The 3,686-nt window shown below is 74.9% G+C and carries 2 protein-coding genes and 1 pseudogene; all 3 read left to right on the forward strand.

Features of this window, described 5'->3' with window-relative positions:
* Window positions 1-706, forward strand: a pseudogene (locus IH44_RS47070) (hypothetical protein); the annotation flags it as partial.
* 59 nt (window positions 707-765) lie between these two features.
* Window positions 766-2,874 carry an AAA family ATPase gene (locus IH44_RS0139485; protein WP_030464686.1) on the forward strand — a complete coding sequence of 703 codons (2,109 nt, stop codon included), beginning with the start codon at window positions 766-768 and terminating at the stop codon, window positions 2,872-2,874.
* Window positions 2,875-3,017: 143 nt separating this feature from the next.
* Complete coding sequence (locus IH44_RS0139490; RefSeq protein WP_232795274.1) at window positions 3,018-3,668, forward strand: hypothetical protein; 651 nt, start codon at window positions 3,018-3,020, stop codon at window positions 3,666-3,668.
* Window positions 3,669-3,686 lie beyond the last annotated feature (18 nt).

A 3,686-nucleotide genomic window follows, 5' to 3' on the forward strand; every position in this document is an offset into this window, starting at 1 on the left:
CCCCCCCGCCCCCGACACCCCCGGCACCGCCTCCCGGAGCCCCAGCCCGGACGTGAGGTCCTCGCCGGACCCCTCCGGCTCCGCCGCCGGCGACCGCTGGAAGCCGATCCCGCTGCCCGCCGCCCCCCAACTCGGCGCCACCGGCACCGCCGCCGGCACCGCCGGCACCCCCGTCGACTTCACCACGTACTCCGTGCTCAGGGACCTCGAGAACCTGATGCCCACCTACCGCAACCGCTTCACCCAGGGCACCGACTTCAAGGCCGACCGCCCCGGGGGCGCCTCCACCGTCCACCTGACCTACGCCGACGAGGCCGGCCCGGTCGCCCTCGAACTGTCGCTGCGCTACTCCAAGACGCCCTTCCCCGCGAACGGCGCCGCCCCCGACCCCGACCTGGCCCCCTTCCGGTGCGGCACCAACAGCGGCACCTCCGACAACGACGAGGAGTCCTGCTTCTCCGGCTACCGCTTCGACGGCAGCTGGGAGATGGTCGCGGTGAACGACGCCCAGGTCCCCGGCCTGTTCGGCTACCGGGTCGTCATCTGGCGCCCCGACGGCGCCATCCTCGACTTCACCGAGTACTCCGGCACCGTCACCACCAAGGGCGAACCCGTCCGCTCCGGCCGCTACCGCCCCCCGCTCGACCTGACCTTCTGGCGCTCCGTCGCCGAGAGCCCGGTCTGGACCCACTACCTCTACGGCTGACCGCCACCGGCTCGCCCAACCGCCAGTCAGGAATCCCGCGCTCGCGTAGGGTTGGCCGGGTGAGCGAGCAGACGCACAACGTGGTCGGCGGACAGGCCGCGGTGGGGCACCTGGTGCAGGCCAACGAGATCGGCGCCGTCCACATCCACGAGGCGAGGACGCTGGTCCACCACCACTCCTTCGAACTCCCGCCCGAGAAGGCGCACTTCGTCGACCGGACGGAGGAACAGCGCCGGATCGCCGCCGCCGCCGACCCGGCCGGGGAAGGCACCCGCCCCCGGATCCTCGCCGTCAGCGGCCTCGGCGGCGTCGGCAAGACCGCGCTGTGCGTCCGGGCCGGCCACCGGCTGGCCGACCGCTACGCGAACGGCGCGCACTACCTCGACCTGGACGAGTACCGGCGCGAGGGCGTCCCCGACCTGGCCGCCGCCCTGACCGACCTGCTGTCCTGGCTCGGCGTCGAACGGGAGTGGCTGCGCCGCGACTTCCGCGGCCTGGTCCGCCAGTTCTGGGACCGCACCCGCGGCAAGCACCTGCTGCTGGTGATCGACAACGCCCGCACCGCCGCCGAGGTCGAACCGCTGCTGCCCGCCTCCGCCCACAGCCTGGTGCTGACCGCCAGCCACGGCCCGCTGTACGACCTCGGCCCCGCCGCCGAGGAACTCGCCCTCGCCCCGCTCGGCCCCGAGGACACCGCCGACCTGCTGCGGCTGCTCCTCGGCGACCGGCACGCCGCCGCCGACCCCGCCGCCGTCGAGACCCTCGCCGCCCTCTGCGGCGGACTGCCGAAGGCCGCCGAGGTGGCCGGCGGACTCGCCCGCAAGCACCCGCACCGCAGCCTGGCCGAACTCGCCGACCGCCTCACCGCCGACCTGCACCGGCGGGGGAGCGCCCCCGTGGAAGCCGTCTGGGACACCGCCCTCGCCGAACTCGGCCCCGACGCCGCCCGGTTGTACCACCTCCTGCCCGAGTGCCCCGGCCCGTTCGCGGTCCTGCCGACCGCCGCCGCCCTGCTCGGCCGCGACCTGCTCGACACCGAGGACGCCCTCGCCGAACTCCGCACCGCCGGCCTGCTCGACCACCACGACGGCGGCTACCGCCAGCACGCCCTGGTCCGCGGCCACGCCCGCCGGACCGGCCACACCGCCGACCCCGACGGCACCGGACGCGCCGCCGCCCGGGCCCGCCTGCTGCACTGGCTGCGCCGCCAGTGCGCCCGCGCCGACCTGCTCACCGCCGGCCCCCGCGCCACCGTCCAGGCCGAACTCCCGCCGCTGCCCGGCGTCCCCGACGCCGACCTCGGCACCGCCAAGGCCGACGCGCTGCGCTGGATGGAAGCCAACCGGCACGCCCTGTACGGGGCCGTCGGCCTCGCCCACGACAGCGGCCGCGACGAGGACGCCGTCGCCCTCGCCGAGTCGCTCTGGACGCACTTCCTCGACCACCCCCGGCACGCCGACGCCACCGACGCCTTCCGCACCGCCGTCGTCGCCGCCGACCGCACCGGCCACCTGCCCGCCCGGGTCCGCACCCGCGACCTGCTGGCCCGCCCGCTGTGGGAACAGGGCTGCTTCGACGAGGCCGCCGCCGCCGTCGAACAGGCCTGCGCGCTGGCCACCCTGCTGGACGACGGCTACGAGCACCGCCGGCTGGCCGGCTCCGCGATCGACTTCCGCGGCCAGTTCGCCCTCGCCCGGGGCGAAGCCGCCGCGGCCCGGGGCGAGGACGAAGCCGCCCACCGCGACTTCGCCGCCGCCCGCGCCGACTTCACCGCCGCCCGGCAGATCCAGCAGGAGATCGGCAACGCGTACGGCGCCGCCCTGCAGACCTACCAGCTCGCCAAGACCGCCACCGCCGCCGCCGACCCGGCCGCCGCCGCCGACCTCTTCGCCGCGGCCCGCACCGAGTTCGCCGCCCTGCCCGGCCGCGAACGCATGACCGCCCGCACCTCCTTCGGCCTGGCCCGCGCCCTGCGGCAACTCGGCCGCCACGAAGCAGCCGAACCCCTGCTGACCGAGGCCCTGACCGCCGCCACCACCCGCGGCTCCAGCTACGACGAGGCCCGGATCCGCACCGAACTCGCCGCCCTCGCCGACGCCACCGGCCACCCCACCACCGCCGCCCACCACCGCTCCCGCGCCGCCGCCCTCCGCGCCGAGAAGGGCTGAGGAACGCGGGGCGCTCGCGCACGGGCGACAGCGAGGAGGGTGGGGAGGACGAGGAGGTTCGGGCCCGGGATCATGGGTGGGTCCCGTCCTTCCGCCCGTGAGGTGATCCCTTGAGGAGAGCGGCACTGCGTCCCCATGCGCTGTTGCCCAGGCAGTACGACCACCGCAAGATCCTGGCGACCACCGTGGACGCCTGGGGGAGGGCGCTCTGGCTGCTCTGCCCCGATGCGGAACTCGAACCGAGCCGGCACGGCAGGCCCTTTGTCCGGCCCCGCCGCTACCCCTACGACGCGCTGCTCGTCATCGACGACGGCGGCGAGACCAGGGAGCAGACCCTTTACGGCGTGAACCTGTGGGTCCACCGCCTCGAAGCGCTGCCCAACGGCCGGTTCCTCCTCGCGGGCCATGGCGCCCCGGAAGGGCGGAACGCGCAGATCCACGGCCGGGACGGGCGGCGGCGCCACGGTTTCGAGCCGGGGCGCGGGATCGAGTTCCTGATGGCCGACCGGCAGCACCGGTTGTGGAGCGCCTACGGCGACGAGGGCGTCTACAGCGATCCGATCAGCTGCGACGGCCTGGTGCGCTGGGACAGCGGCGGGAACCGGCGGTGGGGCTACGCGGCCCCAGGAGGTGTCGCACACATCGACACGGTCTACGCCTTCAACGTCGACGACGGTGTCGCCTGGGCCAGTTACTACCCGACCTTCCCGCTGCTAGGGCGTGTATCTGGTTGTGATCAATTTGCGGGTTTCGCTCTCGTGGTGGCCCTTGGTTCGGTAGATCGTGTGGTGTGACGCGAGTGCAACTGACAG

The sequence above is a fragment of the Kitasatospora sp. NRRL B-11411 genome (assembly GCF_000721345.1).
Lineage (GTDB): Bacteria > Actinomycetota > Actinomycetes > Streptomycetales > Streptomycetaceae > Kitasatospora > Kitasatospora cineracea.